This window comes from Rhodococcus sp. NPDC003382, from assembly GCF_053589135.1.
This window is the reverse complement of record NZ_JBSFRH010000004.1, coordinates 15,161-31,127: the sequence shown is the minus strand read 5'-3', so window position 1 is coordinate 31,127 and position 15,967 is coordinate 15,161. Positions and strand designations below refer to the sequence as shown.

Here is a 15,967-nt window from a genome sequence, read left to right as displayed (position 1 = left end):
CCGCGCGGTCAGGTCGCGGAGATCACCCCGGTGCCCAGCAGGGCGAGCACGAGGACGCCGAGCAGGATGCGGTAGCCGACGAACCAGTACATCGAGTGGTTGGTGACGAACCTGAGCAGCCAGGCGATCGCGGCGTAACCGACGCCGAAAGCGATGACGGTGGCGACCAGCAGCTGCGGCCCGGACGCGTTGAGGCCCTCCCCTGCGGGTTCGAACGCGTCCGGCAGGCTGAACAGCCCGGAGGCGACGACGGCGGGGATGGCGAGCAGGAACGAGTAGCGGGCGGCGGCCTCGCGGTTGAGGCCGAGGAACAGGCCGGCGGAGATGGTGCCGCCGGAGCGGGACACGCCGGGGATGAGGGCCATGGCCTGCGCCGTGCCCATGACCAGGCCGTCGCGCAGGGTCAGCTGCTCGATGCCGCGCTTCTTGGGGCCGTAGTACTCGGCGGCGGCGATGACGGCGGAGAACACGATGAGCATCGTCGCGACCAGCCACAGGTTGCGGGCGACGGTGCGGACCTCGTCCTTGAGGACGAATCCGAGAATGCCGATGGGGATGGTGCCGAGCAGCACGTACCAGCCCATCTTGTAGTCGTGGTCGGCGCGCAGTTCCTTGTGGAGCAGGCCACGGAACCAGGCGAGGAGGATGCGCCAGATGTCGCGGGCGAAGAACACCAGCACGGCGGCTTCGGTGCCGAGCTGGGTGACGGCGGTGAAGGAGGCGCCCGCGTCGGATCCGAAGAACACCTCGGAGACGATGCGCAGGTGTCCCGAGGAGGACACCGGCAGGAATTCGGTCAGCCCCTGGACGATGCCGAGCACGATCGCCTGAATCCAGGTCATGGACTCGCCGATCATGCGACGATCTCCGCACGGGAGTGGGGGCAGCGGCACAGGGGGCGATCGAATCTCACTCGGGGCACAGTACGCGGCGCGCCTGGCCGACTTCGGGACCCTCGCGGCACTAGGGTGCGTGCCAGGGCGAGGAGTCGCGGTTGCGGCCCGGCGACCCGATCTGACGGTCACGAAACGCGGGCGGTTATGGAACAGAGAACGGTGGGAGCGAGCGGGCTGCGCGTCTCGCGGCTCGGTTTGGGCACTCTGACCTGGGGTCGCGGCACCGACGGTGACGAAGCCGCGGCGCAGCTGTCGGCGTTCGTCGACGCCGGCGGCACCCTCGTCGACACCTCGCCGGCATACGGCGACGGCATGTCGCAGCGGATCCTCGCCGAGCTGCTCGACGACGTGGTGCCGCGCGATCGGCTGGTGTTGTCGGGTAGCTCGGGGATCGACACCTCCAAGCTCCGTGAGGGACGCGTCGACTGTTCCCGCGGTGGACTGCTCACGCAGCTCGATGCGACGCTGCGGGAACTCGGGACCGATCATCTGGATATGTGGCAGGTCGCCACGTGGGATCCGCAGACACCCGTGGACGAGGTGGCGGCGACGCTGGAGTACGCGATCACCAGCGGCCGCGTGCGCTACGTCGGGGTGCGCGGCTATCTGGGCTGGCAGCTCGCGACCGCCGCTTCCGCGGCGCCGCGGGGTGCGCGTCTGGTGAGCACCCAGGTCGAGTACTCGCTGCTGGCGCGGGGCGTCGAGGAGGAGCTGATCCCGGCCGCGACCTATCACGGCGCCGGGGTGTTCGCGGCGGTGCCGCTGGCCGGGGGTGTCCTCACCGGCAAGTACCGCAGCGGGATTCCGGCCGATTCGCGCGGCGCCGACGAGGTGCACGCGGAGGAGGTTCGTCACTATTTGACCGATTCGGCGGTGCGGGTGGTCGACGCGGTGGTCACCGCCGCGGACGGGCTGGGCACCTCTCCCCTGGCGGTGGCGCTGGCGTGGGTGCGGGACCGGCCCGGGGTGGCATCGGCGCTGGTCGGCGCCCGGGATCTGGCGCAGCTGACCGGGGTGCTGGTGGCGGAGGAGCTGGAGTTGCCGGCGGCGATCGCGTCCGCGCTCGACGATGTGAGCGCCTGAATCCGCTGCGGGCCTGAATCCACTGGGGCGGAGGGGAAACCCGCGTTCGCGCACTCTCCGAAAGTTAGGCTACCCTGCTCCGTAGGTTCGGGTTGGCTACAACAGGGAGAGCATATGACCGCCACCGAGGTTGCCGGATTCGCCGAGCGCATCAAATCCGGAACTGCCGCGGAACACAGCGAGACCGAGAATTCGGCGTTCGTCACCGAGCTGCTCGGCGGGCAGCTCAACACGGCCGGCTATGCCGCCCTGCTGGCCCAGTCCTGGTTCATCTACGAGGCCCTCGAACGGATCGGCGCGAGCTATGCCGACGATCCGATCGTCGGCCCGTTCCTCGCCGACGAGCTGCTGCGCACCGCCGCGCTGGAGGCGGATCTGCAGTTCCTGCTCGGCGACGACTGGCGGGCCACGGTGACGCCGTTGCCGGCCACCGTGCGGTACGTGCAGCGGCTCGAGGAGGTCGCCGCGACCTCCCCGGAGGCATACCTGGCACACCATTACCTGCGGTATCTCGGTGATCTGTCCGGCGGCCAGATCATCCGCCGCATGCTCGAGCGTGCCTACGGCTACGAACGCGACGGCCTGCGCTTCTACACCTTCGACGAGATCCCGAAGACGAAGCCGTTCAAGGACGCGTACCGCGCGAAGCTCGACGCCGCCCCCTTGGACAGCGCGCAACAGCAGGCCGTGATCGACGAGGCGAACCTGGTGTTCGGTCTCAACCGCGATCTGTTCGCCGATCTCGGCGCCGATCTCGACAGCTACCGGGTGGCGACCCCGCAGTCATGACCAGCCTCCGTCGTAACCTTCTGTCCCTTCTCCTTCCGCTGGTGACGGTGCTGGCCGTCGCCGGATGCGGTGCCACCGGAGAGTCCGGTTCGGCGCCGGCCACCGGGGCGCGCACCGCGGTGATCGCCGACCGGGATCCGCGGCCGATCGCGGAGAACCCGGTCCCGACGCTGCCCGTGACGGTCCGCAGCTTCGACGGGGTCGACGTCACCGTCACCGACGTCTCGCGCATCGTCACCGCGGACCGCTCCGGCACCCTCGCCCAGACCGTGTTCTCCCTCGGTCTCGGCGCCAACCTGGTGGGACGGTCGACGGCGAGTTTCCCGGCGTCGGAGCATCTGCCCAATGTCACCCCGGGCGGGCACGGCCTGAACGCCGAGGCGATCCTGGCGCTGAATCCGACGGTGGTGCTCACCGACTCGTCGATCGGGCCGCCGGCCGTGCAGGAGCAGTTGCGGGCCAGCGGAATCCCGGTGATCTTCGTGGACCCGACCCGCACCCTCGACACGGTCGCCTCGGGCATCGAGACGGTCGCGGCGGCGCTGGGGGTGCCCGAGCAGGGTGCCGCGCTGGTGCAGCGCACCGAGGAGGAGATCGCTGCGGCGAGCGCGTCGATCCCGGCGGACCATCCCGAACCGACCGTGGCGTTCCTGTATCTGCGGGGCTCGGCGATCAAGATGCTCGGCGGCCCGGGCTCCGGGGCCGACGCGCTGATCGGCGCGCTCGGCGGCAAGGACGCCGGCACGGTCGCCGGGCTCACCGCCGAGTTCACCCCGATCACCAGCGAGGCGATGATCGCCTCCGCACCGGACGTGATCCTGATCATGACACACAGTCTGGAATCGGTCGGCGGTCCCGACGGCCTCGCGGCGTTGCCCGGTGTCGAGCAGACCCCCGCCGGGAAGAACCGCAACATCATCGACATGGACGATTCGGTGCTGCTCAGCTTCGGTCCCGACACCGGCAAGGTGCTGGCCGCGCTCTCCGACGCGCTGTATCCGCAGGCCCAGGGATGACCACGGTCACCGACAGCACCGCGACGCCCGGAAGCACGAAGGAAGCCGGCGCCCGGCGCAGCACCCTGGTGTTCGCCGGGTTGACCGTCGCGCTGGTGGTGCTGGCGCTGGTGTCCGCGTGCCTCGGGCAGGTGCCGACGTCGCCGGCCGAGGTGGTCGGCAGCCTGCTGCACCGCGTCGGGCTGGATGTCGGGCCGATGCCCGCGCACCCGGCCGGCGACGTCGCGTTGTGGCAGGTGCGGTTCCCGCGGGTGGTGCTGGCGATGCTCGTCGGCGCCGCTCTCGGCTGCGCCGGCGCGCTGCTGCAGGGGGTGTTCGCCAATCCGCTCGCCGAACCCGGCGTCATCGGTGTCTCCTCCGGCGCGGCCGTCGGGGCCTCGCTGGTGATCGTGCTGGGCGGCGCGTTCACCGCCGGCTGGGCGTTGGCCGGGGCCGCGTTCGTCGCCGGCCTGCTCACCACCGCCCTGGTGTACGCGCTGTCGCGGTCGAACGGGCGCACCGAGGTCGTCACGGTCATCCTCACCGGTGTGGCCGTCAACGCCGTCGCGGGCGGGCTGATCGCGCTGTTCACGTTCGTCGCGAACCCCGCCGCCCGCGACCAGATCGTGTTCTGGCAGCTCGGCAGCCTCGGCGGCGCCACCTGGGAAATCGTGTCGGTGGTGGCGCCGCTGACGTTCGCCGGGATCGCCGCGGCCGTCGTGCTGGCCCCGAAGCTCGATCTGCTCTCGCTCGGCGAGTCCGTGGCCCGGCACCTGGGGGTCGACGTCGAACGCGTGCGGCAGGTCGCGATCGTCATCGTCGCGGTGCTGGTGTCCGCGGCGGTCGCGTTCACCGGCATCATCCTGTTCGTGGGCCTGGTGGTGCCGCACCTGATGCGGATGGCGCTCGGTCCCGCGCATCGGCGGCTGATCTGCGCGAGTGCCGTGTGCGGGGCGGTGACGCTGCTCGCGGCCGACCTCGGCGCCCGCACCCTGGTCGCGAACGCCGATCTGCCGTTGGGCATGCTCACCTCGCTGATCGGCGGGCCGGTGTTCTTCTGGATGCTGCGCCGCACCCGCGCGAGCCAGGGAGGGTGGGCATGAGCCGTTCCCGCGTGTTCGGCCGGTGGCGCGACGACCGGCAGGTCCCGGAACGCTCCGGGCCCGGAGCGGTGACGATGCGCGCGACCGGGGTGCGGCTGCACCGCGGCGACCGGCAGATCCTGCACGACGTCGACGTCGAGGTCCGGGCCGGGGAGGTGCTCGCGCTCGTCGGGCCGAACGGCGCGGGCAAGTCGACGCTGCTGGCCGCGCTCACCGGTGATCATCCGATCTCGGGCGGCCGCGTCGAGGTCGACGGGCGCCCCCTCGAGGAGTGGGCGCCGGTCGCGTTGGCGCGGCGCCGGGCGGTGCTCCCCCAGCAGCACACGGTCGGGTTCCCGTTCACCGCCGTCGAGGTGGTGCGGATGGGCCGGTCGGCGTGGGCGCGCACCGCACGGCAGGGTGACGACGACGCCCTGGTCGCCGCGGCGCTCGCCGAATGCGACGTCGCGCACCTGCAGGATCGTCCGTTCCCGGCGCTGTCCGGGGGTGAACGTGCCCGGGTCGCGTTGGCGCGGGTGCTCGCGCAGGACACCGAGACGCTGCTGCTCGACGAACCGACCGCGGCCCTGGATCTGGGGCATCAGGAAGCGGTGATGCAGGTGGTGCGGGCCCGCGCCGATCACGGGCACGCCGTGGTGGTGGTGCTGCACGATCTGGGGCTGGCCGCGGCCTACGCCGACCGGGTGTGCGTGCTCGAACGCGGCCGGGTCGTCGCGGACGGGCCGGCCGGTGAGGTGCTCACCGAGAAGTTGCTCAGCCGCGTCTACGCGTATCCGGTGCAGGTGGGCAGCGACCCGACGACCGGTACTCCCCTGGTGCTGCCGCGGCGGGACCGGCCGGGTCCCTCGGTGGCGGCCGCCGGCCGAGCCGGCAAAGGCGGCACCGCCGGCTGAGCCGGCAGAGGCGGCACCGCCGGCTGAGCCGGCAGAGGCGGCACCGCCGGCTGGGCTCGGTTCGCGTCGCCTCGGTCACATTCGGCGGGTGCCGTGCCGAGGCGGCTGCGGTGCCGCCGCCCGGATCAGGAAGACTGGAGCGAGGCGCGTCTCCGATCGGGGCGCGCGCGTGGGGTCGACGGGTGACAGCGAGGAGCAGCGAGATGGGTAGACCGGCAGTACGTGCGACCGCGGTGGTGGTGGGACTTGCGGTCGCTCTGGTCGCCGGCTGTTCCTCCGATACCGATGCGGAGAAGGTGCCGACCCGCGAACCCGCGACCCCGATGGCCGCCCCCGAGACCACGACGCCCCCGGCCGGGACGGTGCAGCAGGTCGGGACCGGCGTCGAGGCGCTCGCGCAGGCGCCCGGCACCGATGTGCTCGCCGCGCTCGTCGACGACGGCACCCGACTGCTGCTCACCGGCTCCGCCACCGACAGCGAGCCGCGCCCGGTGCAGCTGCCGCGGGACGCGGTGACGGTCCTTCCCGGACCGGACGGTCAGGTCCTGGCGCCCGCCGCCGGCGCGGTCCTGCGCGTCGACGTCGACTCCGGTGAGGTCGCCGAGGTCCCGGTGGACGGGGATGCCACCGCGGTCGCGGTGCTGCCGGACGGTCGCTGGGCGGTCGGGACCGCCACCGGCACCACCTACGTTCTCGATCCGGCCTCCGGGGCGGTCGAGTCCACTATCACCGGTCTGGTGTCGGTGGATGTGCTCGTCGCGGCCGGCGACGACGTGGCCGCGCTCGATCGGCGCCAGACCTCGATCACCGAACTGAACCTGAGCGACGAACGGCTGCGGATGGCGCTGCGGGCCGGTGAGGGTGCCGCCCAGATGATCTCCGATCCGTACGGCCGGGTCGTGGTCACCGACACGCAGGACGACGAACTGCTGGTCTACACGCTCGATACGCTCGTGTTGCGGCAGCGATACCCGAGCGGGCCGGGCCTGTACGGGGTCGCGTACGACGAAGCGCGGGATCTGGTGTGGGTGACATTGACCGGAAGCAACGAGGTTGTGGGCTACGATCTGTCGACCGGGATCCCGAGAGAGAAGCAGCGCTTTGCGACGGTGCGGCAACCCGACTCGGTGTCCGTCGATTCGGACGATGCGGTGTTGGTGATCGGCTCGGCGACCGGTGACGGCTTGCAGCGGATCCCGATCGGGGGTGAGTGATGGCAGGAAGCCGGTTCACGCGACTGCCCGTCGACTGGGACACCAGCAACGACGCCTACGAATACGTGCCGCTGCGGTTGCCGCCGGACGTGTCACGGGTCAGTGCGTCGATGCGGTTGGCGATCTCCGCCGAGTTCCACGGCTGGGAGCTGAGCCGGGTGCGGCTGTACCCGGACGGGAGCCGCCGCGTGCTGCTGCGCCGCCGCAAGACCGATCACCACGTGCCCGAACCGACCGTTCGTTGACACCGACCCCGGACCGCCTCGGCCGGGTTTGCAGGGAGTTTTCGTGTATCGCTATGTCCTGAAACTGATGTTCCTGCTGCCGCCGGAACGCATTCACCACCTCGCGTTCCTCGCGATGCAACTGGTGACGCGTTTCGCGCCGCTGCGGGTGCTGGTGTCGAAGATCCTCGTGGTGGACGACCCGGTGCTGCACAACACCGTGTTCGGGGTGCCGTTCCGGGCGCCGCTGGGGCTGGCCGCAGGGTTCGACAAGGACGCCACCGGCGCCGACGTGTGGGGCCCGCTCGGGTTCGGCTTCGCCGAGATCGGCACCGTGACCGCGCAGGCCCAGCCGGGCAATCCCGCGCCGCGGCTGTTCCGGCTGCCCGAGGACCGCGCGCTGATCAACCGGATGGGTTTCAACAACCACGGCGCCGGCGAGGCCGCCAACCAGCTGCGGCAGCGGCTGCGCACCGTGCCGATCGGCGCGAACATCGGCAAGACGAAGATCGTGCCCGCGGAGGAGGCCGCCGCGGACTACACCGAAAGCGCCCGCCTGCTCGGTCCGCTCGCGGACTTCGTCGTCGTCAACGTCTCCTCGCCCAACACCCCCGGTCTGCGGGACCTGCAGGCCGTCGAGTCGCTGCGTCCGCTGCTCGCGGCGGTGCTCGACACGGTGACCGTGCCGGTGCTGGTGAAGATCGCGCCGGATCTGTCGGACCAGGACGTCGACGCGGTCGCGGATCTGGCGGTCGAGCTGGGTCTGGCGGGCATCGTCGCGACCAACACCACCATCCGGCGCGACGGTCTGCGCACCGACCCCGCGCGAGTCGAGGAGATCGGCGCCGGCGGCCTGTCGGGTGCGCCCGTCGCCGATCGCTCCCTCGAGGTGCTGCGGCGCCTGCACAAGCGAGTCGGGGACCGGCTGGTGCTGGTGTCGGTGGGCGGCATCGAAACGGTCGAGCAGGCGTGGGAGCGGATCCTCGCCGGAGCCTCGCTCATCCAGGGCTACACCGGGTTCATCTACGGCGGCCCGTTCTGGATGCGCCGCATCCACAAGGGTCTGGCCCGCAAGCTCCGGGCCTCCGGCTACGCGTCGATCGCCGACGCGGTCGGCGCCGCCAACTGATCGCGCCGCGCGCATGCGGGTGGCGGCCTCGTCCGTGCGTGGCCGCCACGACGCCGGGAGCTGAGCCGAAAGGGCGGGCGACGACGCCGGGAACGGGGACACTGGCCCCATGCTGCACCTGCGCATCCTGTCGCCGAGCGAGCTGACCGAGGACACCGTCCGCATCCTCCGCGACGAACCCGGAGTCAGCGGACTCGCGGTGATACACGGTGCCGCGCTGCGCCCGGTCGGCGACATCGTGCATGCGGACGTGGCGCGGGAGGTGACCAACGACCTGATCGAGCAGCTCCGGGCGATCGGGTTGCACCGCAGAGGCACGATCGAGATCGAACCGGTACATGCCTGGCTCTCGCGCAGCGGGTTCGACGCGGAGTTGCGCACCCCGGGGAGCAGCGCCGACGCCGTCGTGTGGGCGGAAGTCGCGCAGCGTTCCTACGAGGACGTCGAACTGAACTGGACCTACCTCAGCTTCATGACGATGGCCACGCTGCTGGCCGGCATCGCGATCGTCACCGACTCCCAGGTCCTGGTCATCGGCGCGATGGTGCTCGGGCCCGAGTTCGGTGCGATCGCCGCGCTCGGCGTCGCCCTGGTCAAGCGGCGCTTCGTGCTGCTCGCGACGGCGGCCCGCACCCTGGTGGCCGGGTTCGTGGTGGCGATCGCGGTCACCGCGGTGGCCGCGCTCTCCGCTCGGCTGCTGGGCTGGATAACCCTCGACGACATCACCGGTCCGCGACCGGAGACCGATTTCATCTACACACCCGACAAGTGGTCGTTCCTCGTGGCCGTGATCGCAGCGGCGGCAGGGGTACTGTCCCTGACGTCGTCCAAGCTGGGCGGATTGTCCGGGGTGTTCATCTCGGTGACGACGGTCCCCGCTGCGGGCAACGTCGGCGTCGGTCTCGCATTCGGCGCTGCCGAAGAAATCTGGGGCAGCACACTGCAACTCGCCCTCAACCTGTCCGGAATGGCGCTGGCGGGCTGGGCGACACTGGCCGTGCAACAGGTGGCGTGGTCCCGGGTGTCGGTGCGTCGCTTCCGCGCCCTCGATCGCCGCCGCCGGATGCTGTGACCGCACCCGGCCCGGTGCGGGCCCGGCGTGGTTCGACGCCGGGCACGCACCGGGTGGTGGGTCGTCGAGCGAGTGTCACTTCACCTCGTAGGTGCCCGTCAGCAAGGCGCGGGCGATGGCGTGCCCGAACACGTTGAAACCGAGGAACGCCGGGGTGGAGTCGGCGGTGAGCCCGTCGATCGTCTCGACGTCCAGCGCGTGGACGGCGACGATGTAGCGGTGGTAGCCGTGACCGGCCGGCGGGGCGGCACCGATGAAGCCGGGGGCGCCGCCGTCGTGGCGCAGGGTGACCGCCTCGGCGGGCAGGCCCTCACCACCGGCACTGCCGGCGCCGGCGGGCAGCTCGGTAACGGTCGCGGGGATGTTCGCGACGGCCCAGTGCCAGAAGCCGGACGCGGTCGGGGCGTCGGGGTCGAACACGGTCACCACGAAGCTCTTCGTCTCTGCGGGGAACCCGGACCACGACAGCTGTGGGGACACGTCGCCGCCGCCCGGGATCCCGAACGCGCCGCTGGCCTGCGCGAGTTTCCACTCCTCACCCTCGGCGAAGTCCTCGCTGGTCACCTGGAACGTGGGCAGCGTCGGGAGAAACTCGTACGGGTCGTAGTCGAACGCCATCGGGGGTCCTTTCCTCGTGGGGGACGGATCTTCAGGAATGCAACAGGAAGTGTTCCATGACACGGGTCCCGAATCGCAGAGCCTCGACCGGGACACGCTCGTCGACTCCGTGGAACAGCGCCGCGAAGTCGAGTTCCGGCGGCAGCTGCAGCGGCGCGAACCCGAAGCACCGGATGCCGAGTTTCGCGAACGACTTGGCGTCGGTGCCCGCGGACAGCATGTACGGCACGGTCCGGCCCAGCGGATCGTGCGCGAGGATCGCCGCGTTCATCGCGTCGACGAGGTCGCCGTCGAAGCTGGTCTCGTAGGAGTCGAGGCTCGTGATCCATTCGCGGGTCACGTCCGGGCCGATCAGTTCGTCGACGGTGCGTTCGAACTCGGCGAGCCGGCCGGGCAGGATGCGGCAGTCGACGACGGCCTGCGCGGTCTGCGGGATGACGTTGGCCTTGTAGCCGGCCTGCAGCATCGTGGGGTTGGCGGTGTCGCGGAAGGTCGCACCGATGATGCGGGCGATGGACCCGAGCTTGGCGAGGGTGCCCTCGATGTCCGGGGAGGCCGGGTCGAAATCGATACCGGTTTCCTCGGACGCCGCGGCGAGGAACTCGGCCACCGAATCGGAGATCACGAGCGGGAAGGTGTGGCTGCCGAGCCGCGCGACGGCCTGCGACAGGATCGTCACCGCGTTCTCCTCGTGCAGGAACGAGCCGTGCCCGGCCCGGCCCTTGGCGGTCAGCCGCATCCAGCCCAGGCCCTTCTCGGCGGTCTCGACGAGGTAGAAGCGGCGCTCTCCCCCGTCGCGGCGGGGCACGGTCAGCGAGAAGCCGCCGACCTCTCCGACGGCCTCGGTGACGCCCTCGAACAGGTCGGGGCGATGCTTGACCAGCCATTGGCAGCCCCAGAGGCCGCCGGCTTCCTCGTCGGCGACGAACGCGAACACCAGGTCGCGGGGCGGGACGATGTTCTCGGCCTTGAAGCGGCGGGCCACGGCCAGCATCATGCCGACCATGTCCTTCATGTCGACGGCGCCGCGACCCCACACGTAGCCGTCCTCGACCGCGCCGGAGAACGGGTGCACGCTCCAGTCGGCGGGTTCGGCGGGCACGACGTCGAGGTGACCGTGCAGCATGAGGGCGCCGCGGCTGCGGTCCGCACCGGGCAGCCGCGCGAACACGTTGCCGCGGCCCGGCTGACCGGACTCGACGTATTCGGTTTCGTATCCCACTTCCTCGAGCTGCGCCGCGACCCACTCGGCACAGGCACGTTCACCGCGGGTGGTCGCCGGGTCGCCGGTGTTCGAGGTGTCGAACCGGATGAGCTGGGAGACCAGGTCGACGACCTCGTTCTCGGCTCGGGACGGGGTGTGGGCGCTCACGTGTTCGGCCATGCCTGCATGTCTACCACCGCTGGTCCGCATCTGTGCAGGTGAAGGGGGCGATTTGGGCGCGTGGACGCAGTGGGTTACTCTTTCACAGCACCCACGGAGAGCGGGTGCGAGACAACTGAGTCCGAGTGGCGGAATGGCAGACGCGCTAGCTTGAGGTGCTAGTGTCCTATTAACGGACGTGGGGGTTCAAGTCCCCCCTCGGACACTCCAACGAGGTCACGAACCCGACAGGGATCGTGACCTCGCTTTCGTTTCCCGGACATCTGCTTGCCGGACTTCCCCGACTCCGGATGCCGAAAATCCGTTGCCCCCTGTGTCGTAGCTGCGCTCTACTGTGGCGTTCGTTTCGAAGCACGAGGGGGAAAGAAGATGGCCGCAACGATTCGGCGCGCCGACGGCACCGGCATCTACGGGCCGGGCAAGCTGTCGGACGAGCGCCTGCAGCACGAGCTGGCGCTGCGTCGCCGCGCGCAGCGCATTCCGTCGCGTCGCCGCCACGACGGGAAGGGCGGTCGACGGCAGCAGCGCCGTGCCGCCGCTCAATCCTGGTGACGCAGTTCCGCTTTCTCCGCCGGCGGTGAGCTCGAGGAGCGACGATGGAGATCTGTCCGGCTCAGCGGCGGGTCGATCACCTCCGGGACCTGCCCCGCCTCCGGGCGCGCATCGCGTGCAGTGGCATCCACCCGCCGCTGCTCGTCGGGGCGCCGCTGTGCGGCGGCGTCCTCCCGCTCGAGGCGGGCGTAGACGATGCGCTGCTGGACGTAGGTCCAGATGTTGTTGCTCACCCAGTACAGCAGGATCGCGATCATCAGGACCGGGCCGCCGACGAGGGCCCCGAGCGGGAACACCCACAGCGTGATCTTGTTGATCACGGCGGTTTGCGCGCTCGCCGCGACCACCGGGTCCTGGCGTGCCACCGATGCCCGCGCGTTGAAATGCGTCGCGAGGCTCGCGATCACCATCAGCGGAAGTGCGACGGTCGCGATCGCGCCGGCCGTCGGAATGCCGCCGAAGTGGACGAACGACGCGAGCGTGCTCTCCGGCGTGGTGATCGCGGCGGAGATCGGCGCACCGAAGAGGCGGGCGCCGAGGAAGGACTGCACGTCGGTGGCGTTGAACACGTAGTTGGCGGTGTGGGCGTTCTCCTCGGGGGTCATGCCGAGCTTGCCGATCCCGGTGCCGGTGCGGTTGAACGAAGCCAGCACGTGGCACATACCCAGGAACACCGGAACCTGGAGCAGCGCGGGCAAGCAGCCCATCAAGGGGTTGAAGCCGTGTTCCTTTCGGAGCTTCTGCATTTCCGACACCAGGCGGGGGCGATCGTCGGAGTACGCGTGCTGCAGGGCCTTGATCCGGGGCCGGAGTTTCTGCATCTGCCGGGCGGTCCGGATCTGCCCGATTCCAGGTTTCAGCAGGACCAGGCGCAGAGTGAACACCAGGAAAATCACGGCGAGCGCCCACGCGACGCCGTTGTCGGGGCCGAGCACCGCGCCGAACGCATTGTGCCAGAACCACAGGATCGCGGACACGGGATAGTAGACGAAATCGAGCATCGAACACCTTCCGGCACGATGCGGCGACAGCCGGCATCGTGCGGGTGAATGGGGGCACCGGACCCGGAGTCGACGGTGCGGCGGACAACTGCGGGCCGCGCGCTCGTGAGAGCGTTATGCGGCGAGCAGTACCCGCCCGGGTGCTCGGGGGCGACGTGGCCTGCCGGGAGTGTTCGGGGCGCTCTGGCGACGGAACGCACCGCGCAGGCGACGCTCCTCGCCAGGAGGCCCGGAAGACGAGATCGGCGGCGGGCACAACGCGGGGAGCACGCTGCACGTGGCGATCGCGACGATCGCCACGATGGCGACCGCGCCCACGGCAAGCGCAGTCGGGGCATCGATCGCGACGGTGATCGTGACCAGGATCGTGAGCACGGACAGCCACGCGAGCCGAACGACGGCCAGCTGCGCGAGTTCCTCCCCGAAACGTGTCACGACGGCCAGCGTACCGGGCTCGGTCGCGGAACCGGTCGGTGTGCGCGGTGAAGTGGGCGTGCAGCCGCGCGGCTGCCGGCGACAACTCGCGGGCCGGTCGTCAACCCGCATGATGCGACCGTCGACGCTCGTCACGGGCACGGCGACTTCGCCTGCGGTCGGGGTTCCGCGCGCGGTGGGCACCGACCCTCGCTCGGTTCCGTGTGGATTCGCGCGGCGTGGACGAATCGACACGGAACCCGCTCGACGGGAGCTGAATCAGGCGCGGCGTCCCTTGCGGAAGTACCAGATCGGGCCCACGAAGTTGATCAGGGTGATCAGCGCCCATTTGCCCTTGCTGCCGTTGACCTTCTCGGCGGGCCGGGTGGCCAGGTCCGCCCAGGCCGTCGCCGCCAGCGACAGCTGCACGCTCGCGAGCGTGAGGACCGCGGCCTTCTGCCACGGCGCGAGGTCGGCGAACTTCTTCTTGGCAGCGCTCATGGGTGGTGTCTCCTCGGGTGTGTGGACGGACGCACCGGCTGCGCCCGATACCATTCATTGCTACCGCACGACATCGGAAAAGGTTCATGAACACCCACTGCGACACTCCGGCCGCGGATGCCGGCGCCGTCCCGCCGCGCGCGATCGACCCGGCCGACCTCGAAACCTGCCTGAAGGTTCTCGACCTTGCGGCCGGTCTGGACGCCGACCATCCCGACGCGATCGCGGTGCAGCGGGCCGTCGGCCACATGTTCAAGAAGTTCAAGCGGCTGCGCCGCAACGAGGCCCGCAGCCGCAAGGTCCAGGCCGACCGTGAGGTGCTGTCCGCGACCGCGACCGGGTCGCCGACCCGCATCGACGACGAAACCGCCGGGCTGACGCTGACGTCGACGACGCGCGGCGCGTCCGCGGGCACCCTGCTGCGACCCCGGCACTGCTATGTGTGCAAGGACAAGTACACCCGGGTCGACGCGTTCTACCACCAGCTGTGCCCGACCTGCGCGGCCGAGAACCACGCGAAACGGGACGCCCGTACCGATCTGACGGGTAGGCGGGCCCTGCTCACCGGTGGCCGCGCGAAGATCGGCATGTACATCGCGTTGCGGCTGCTGCGCGACGGCGCCCACACGACCGTCACCACCCGGTTCCCGAACGACGCGATCCGCCGGTTCTCGGCGATGGAGGACAGCGCCGACTGGATTCACCGGCTGCGCATCGTCGGGATCGACCTGCGCGATCCCGCCCAGGTGGTCGCCCTCGCCGACGATGTCGCGGCGCAGGGACCGCTGGACATCCTGATCAACAACGCCGCGCAGACGGTGCGCCGCTCCCCCGGTGCCTATTCGGCGCTGGCCGAGGCCGAATCGGGACCGCTGCCGTCGGGACCGCTCCCGGAGATGATCACCTTCGGCAAGCCGTCGGACGCCCACCCGGCGGCGCTGGCCGGGTCGCTGCCGAGCGACCTCGCCGCGCACGCGCTGACCCCGGAGTCGGTGACGGCGCTGGCGATGGTCGCCGGCTCCGCGACCCCGGAACGGATCGCCGCGGGGGTCGCGGTCGACGCGGGCGGGTTGCTGCCGGACCTCGTGCACACCAACAGCTGGGTGCAGACCGTCGGCGAGATCGAACCCCTCGAACTGCTCGAGGTGCAGCTGTGCAACTCGGTCGCGCCGTTCATCCTGGTCAACCGGCTGCGTCCGGCGATGGCCGCGGCCGCCGCGCGGCGCAAGTACGTGGTGAACGTCTCGGCGATGGAGGGGCAGTTCGCCGGCCGCCGCTACAAGGGGGCGGGCCACCCGCACACCAACATGGCCAAGGCCGCGCTGAACATGCTCACCCGCACCAGCGCGGAGGAGATGCTCACCGACGGCATCCTCATGACCGCGGTGGACACCGGATGGATCACCGACGAGCGGCCGCATCACACCAAGATGCGTCTGGCCGAGGAGGGCTTCCACGCACCGCTCGACCTCGTCGACGGTGCCGCGCGGGTGTACGACCCGATCGTGCAGGGCGAGGCCGGGGTGGACCTATACGGATGTTTCCTCAAGGATTACAAGCCCGCACCCTGGTGAACCGGTATTGAGACGCACACGACAGAAAAGGCCTGGTCGAGACGGGTTCCACACCCGCTCTGCCGTGCCTGGCCGGGTCGGTGCCGGGATACTGGAGGCAGTTCCGTCGAGCCGCCCAGGAGCAGCATCATGACCGTCGCAGTCGTTCACGCCGAGACACCCGAGGGCCGCGCCGCGCTCGCGGCCGCCGTCGACGAGGCCTCCCGCCGGGAAGACGAGCTGCTGGTGCTGCACGTGCTCGACGACGACGGGGCCGCAGCCGAGGCCGAGGTCGAATCGGTGCGCACCGCGGTGCGACAGGTCGCCGGGGACAGCGGCTGGGAGGTACGCACGGCCGTGCACGACGGCGACGCCGTCGGCACCCTCGTCGAGCTGGCCACCGACAGCGGCGCGGACCGCATCGTGATCGGCAGCCGCGGTCGCAACGCGCTCGGCAAGTTCCTGCTCGAGCGGCCGCTGCAGCGGCTGGTGATCGAGGTTCCGGTGCCGGTTCTCGTCGTCAAGGAACCCGACGAGGAGTAACCG

Annotated in this window: 18 protein-coding genes and 1 tRNA gene; 13 read left to right on the top strand and 6 right to left on the bottom strand. The window is 70.6% G+C overall.

Annotated elements, in window-relative coordinates; translation table 11 throughout:
• Positions 1–8: 8 nt before the first annotated feature.
• Positions 9–854 carry an undecaprenyl-diphosphate phosphatase gene (locus ACWDUD_RS04540; RefSeq protein ID WP_248674847.1) on the bottom strand — a complete coding sequence of 282 codons (846 nt, stop codon included), beginning with the start codon at positions 852–854 and terminating at the stop codon, positions 9–11.
• Between the two features lie 186 nt (positions 855–1,040).
• Between ACWDUD_RS04540 and ACWDUD_RS04535 the strand changes: the two genes are divergently transcribed.
• The 9 genes from ACWDUD_RS04535 to ACWDUD_RS04495 all read left to right on the top strand — a co-directional run bounded on the left by ACWDUD_RS04535 (position 1,041) and on the right by ACWDUD_RS04495 (position 9,398).
• Entirely contained in the window at positions 1,041–1,979 is a 939-nt protein-coding gene (locus ACWDUD_RS04535; protein WP_450108465.1) for an aldo/keto reductase, read from the top strand.
• 114 nt (positions 1,980–2,093) lie between these two features.
• Positions 2,094–2,768, top strand: coding sequence for a biliverdin-producing heme oxygenase (locus tag ACWDUD_RS04530; protein WP_197251050.1), 675 nt, complete (start codon positions 2,094–2,096; stop codon positions 2,766–2,768).
• Positions 2,765–3,784: a heme/hemin ABC transporter substrate-binding protein gene (locus ACWDUD_RS04525; RefSeq protein WP_450108464.1), complete on the top strand. Its 1,020-nt coding sequence runs from the start codon at positions 2,765–2,767 to the stop codon at positions 3,782–3,784. Before ACWDUD_RS04530 ends, ACWDUD_RS04525 begins: the two co-directional genes overlap by 4 nt.
• Positions 3,781–4,866: a FecCD family ABC transporter permease gene (locus tag ACWDUD_RS04520; protein WP_450108463.1), complete on the top strand. Its 1,086-nt coding sequence runs from the start codon at positions 3,781–3,783 to the stop codon at positions 4,864–4,866. The genes ACWDUD_RS04525 and ACWDUD_RS04520 overlap by 4 nt, the downstream gene beginning before the upstream one ends.
• Complete coding sequence (locus ACWDUD_RS04515; protein ID WP_450108462.1) at positions 4,863–5,759, top strand: heme ABC transporter ATP-binding protein; 897 nt, start codon at positions 4,863–4,865, stop codon at positions 5,757–5,759. Before ACWDUD_RS04520 ends, ACWDUD_RS04515 begins: the two co-directional genes overlap by 4 nt.
• A gap of 203 nt (positions 5,760–5,962) precedes the next feature.
• Positions 5,963–6,973: an NHL repeat-containing protein gene (locus tag ACWDUD_RS04510; RefSeq protein ID WP_197255916.1), complete on the top strand. Its 1,011-nt coding sequence runs from the start codon at positions 5,963–5,965 to the stop codon at positions 6,971–6,973.
• Positions 6,973–7,218, top strand: a complete 246-nt coding sequence (locus ACWDUD_RS04505; protein ID WP_197255914.1) for a DUF5703 family protein — start codon at positions 6,973–6,975, stop codon at positions 7,216–7,218. The genes ACWDUD_RS04510 and ACWDUD_RS04505 overlap by 1 nt, the downstream gene beginning before the upstream one ends.
• Before the next feature lie 43 nt (positions 7,219–7,261).
• Positions 7,262–8,326, top strand: coding sequence for a quinone-dependent dihydroorotate dehydrogenase (locus tag ACWDUD_RS04500; protein WP_450108461.1), 1,065 nt, complete (start codon positions 7,262–7,264; stop codon positions 8,324–8,326).
• Positions 8,327–8,435: 109 nt separating this feature from the next.
• Entirely contained in the window at positions 8,436–9,398 is a 963-nt protein-coding gene (locus ACWDUD_RS04495) for a DUF389 domain-containing protein (protein ID WP_450108460.1), read from the top strand.
• Between the two features lie 75 nt (positions 9,399–9,473).
• Here ACWDUD_RS04495 and ACWDUD_RS04490 read toward each other — a convergent pair whose 3' ends face one another.
• Together ACWDUD_RS04490 and ACWDUD_RS04485 are read right to left on the bottom strand one after the other, a co-directional pair.
• Positions 9,474–10,016, bottom strand: coding sequence for a YbhB/YbcL family Raf kinase inhibitor-like protein (locus ACWDUD_RS04490; protein WP_248674837.1), 543 nt, complete (start codon positions 10,014–10,016; stop codon positions 9,474–9,476).
• 31 nt (positions 10,017–10,047) lie between these two features.
• Positions 10,048–11,400 carry a M20/M25/M40 family metallo-hydrolase gene (locus tag ACWDUD_RS04485; protein WP_197252291.1) on the bottom strand — a complete coding sequence of 451 codons (1,353 nt, stop codon included), beginning with the start codon at positions 11,398–11,400 and terminating at the stop codon, positions 10,048–10,050.
• 119 nt (positions 11,401–11,519) lie between these two features.
• Here ACWDUD_RS04485 and ACWDUD_RS04480 point away from each other — a divergent pair.
• Together ACWDUD_RS04480 and ACWDUD_RS04475 are read left to right on the top strand one after the other, a co-directional pair.
• Positions 11,520–11,605: transfer RNA gene (locus ACWDUD_RS04480), tRNA-Leu, on the top strand.
• A gap of 164 nt (positions 11,606–11,769) precedes the next feature.
• Entirely contained in the window at positions 11,770–11,952 is a 183-nt protein-coding gene (locus tag ACWDUD_RS04475; RefSeq protein ID WP_450108459.1) for a hypothetical protein, read from the top strand.
• Here ACWDUD_RS04475 and yidC read toward each other — a convergent pair.
• The 3 genes from yidC to ACWDUD_RS04460 all read right to left on the bottom strand — a co-directional run bounded on the left by yidC (position 11,940) and on the right by ACWDUD_RS04460 (position 13,868).
• On the bottom strand, positions 11,940–12,953 hold the full coding sequence (yidC, locus tag ACWDUD_RS04470) for a membrane protein insertase YidC (RefSeq protein WP_450108458.1): 1,014 nt from the start codon (positions 12,951–12,953) through the stop codon (positions 11,940–11,942). The two genes, ACWDUD_RS04475 and yidC, sit on opposite strands and share 13 nt — an antisense overlap.
• A 114-nt stretch (positions 12,954–13,067) precedes the next feature.
• Positions 13,068–13,388 carry a DUF6412 domain-containing protein gene (locus ACWDUD_RS04465; RefSeq protein ID WP_197252289.1) on the bottom strand — a complete coding sequence of 107 codons (321 nt, stop codon included), beginning with the start codon at positions 13,386–13,388 and terminating at the stop codon, positions 13,068–13,070.
• 258 nt (positions 13,389–13,646) lie between these two features.
• Complete coding sequence (locus ACWDUD_RS04460) at positions 13,647–13,868, bottom strand: hypothetical protein (RefSeq protein WP_197252288.1); 222 nt, start codon at positions 13,866–13,868, stop codon at positions 13,647–13,649.
• Between the two features lie 86 nt (positions 13,869–13,954).
• Here ACWDUD_RS04460 and ACWDUD_RS04455 point away from each other — a divergent pair, with 86 nt between their 5' ends.
• Positions 13,955–15,442 carry an SDR family NAD(P)-dependent oxidoreductase gene (locus tag ACWDUD_RS04455; protein WP_450108457.1) on the top strand — a complete coding sequence of 496 codons (1,488 nt, stop codon included), beginning with the start codon at positions 13,955–13,957 and terminating at the stop codon, positions 15,440–15,442.
• A 129-nt stretch (positions 15,443–15,571) separates the two neighbouring features.
• A complete protein-coding gene (locus tag ACWDUD_RS04450) occupies positions 15,572–15,964 on the top strand; it encodes a universal stress protein (protein WP_450108456.1) in 393 nt (130 codons plus the stop codon).
• Positions 15,965–15,967: the final 3 nt, after the last annotated feature.